The sequence below is a fragment of the Microbispora amethystogenes genome (genome assembly GCF_016863015.1).
GTDB classification, from domain to species: domain Bacteria; phylum Actinomycetota; class Actinomycetes; order Streptosporangiales; family Streptosporangiaceae; genus Microbispora; species Microbispora amethystogenes.
The window spans coordinates 1-991 of sequence record NZ_BOOB01000134.1 but is presented as its reverse complement, the minus strand read 5'-3'; the positions used below and the strand labels follow the sequence as shown (position 1 = coordinate 991).

Sequence of the window (991 nt, the reverse complement as noted above, 5' to 3'; positions counted from 1 at the left end):
TGGGGTGATGGCGTTGAGCGAGCGGATGTAGGCCAGGGACTCGGGTGCGCCGTGCAGCCGGTCCATGCCCGCGTCCTCCCACTCGATGGAGATCGGGCCGTCGTAGCCGATGTGGTTGAGCGCGCGGAAGCACTCCTCCCACGGCACATCGCCCCGGCCGGTGGACACGAAGTCCCAGCCGCGGCGCGGGTCGGCCCAGGCCAGGTGGGAGGCCAGCCGGCCCCGCCGCCCGTCGCGGGTGGCGACCCGGGCGTCCTTGCAGTCCACGTGGTAGATCTTGTCGGCGAAGTCCAGGATGAACCCCGCCGGGTCAAGACCCTGCCACACCATGTGCGAGGGGTCCCAGTTCAGCCCGAACGCCGGCCGGTTGCCGATCGCCTCCAGCGTCCGCACCGTGGTGTGGTAGTCATAGGCGATCTCGCTGGGGTGCACCTCGTGGGCGAAACGCACCCCGACCTCGTCGAAGACGTCCAGGATCGGGTTGAACCGCTCGGCGAAGTCGGCGTAGCCGGCCTCGATCATCGACGGCGGCACCGGGGGGAACATGGCCAGGGTGTGCCAGATCGACGATCCGGTGAACCCGACCACGGTCTTGACCCCGAGCTTGGCGGCGGCGCGGGCGGTGTCCTTGATCTCCTCGGCGGCCCGGCGGCGGACGCCTTCGGGTTCGCCGTCGCCCCAGATACGGGCGGGCAGGATGCCCTTGTGCCGCTCGTCGATGGGGTGGTCGCAGACGGCCTGGCCGACCAGGTGGTTGGAGATCGTCCACACCTTCAGGTCGTACTTGGCCAGGGTCTCCAGCTTGCGCTCGACGTAGGAGTCGTCGGACACGGCCTTGTCGACCTCGAAGTGGTCGCCCCAGCAGGCGATCTCAAGACCGTCGTAGCCCCACTCGGCGGCCAGCCGGCAGACCTCCTCGAACGGCAGGTCGGCCCACTGACCGGTGAACAACGTGATCGGCCTGGTCATCAGTCCTCCACACTCGTGAAGC

1 protein-coding gene is annotated in these 991 nt (G+C 69.0%); it reads right to left on the bottom strand.

All coding sequences use genetic code 11. From position 1 onward, the window contains the following. A partial coding sequence (locus Mam01_RS36030) for a sugar phosphate isomerase/epimerase family protein (protein ID WP_204289689.1) occupies positions 1 to 969 on the bottom strand: 969 nt, incomplete at its 3' end. Positions 970 to 991: the final 22 nt, after the last annotated feature.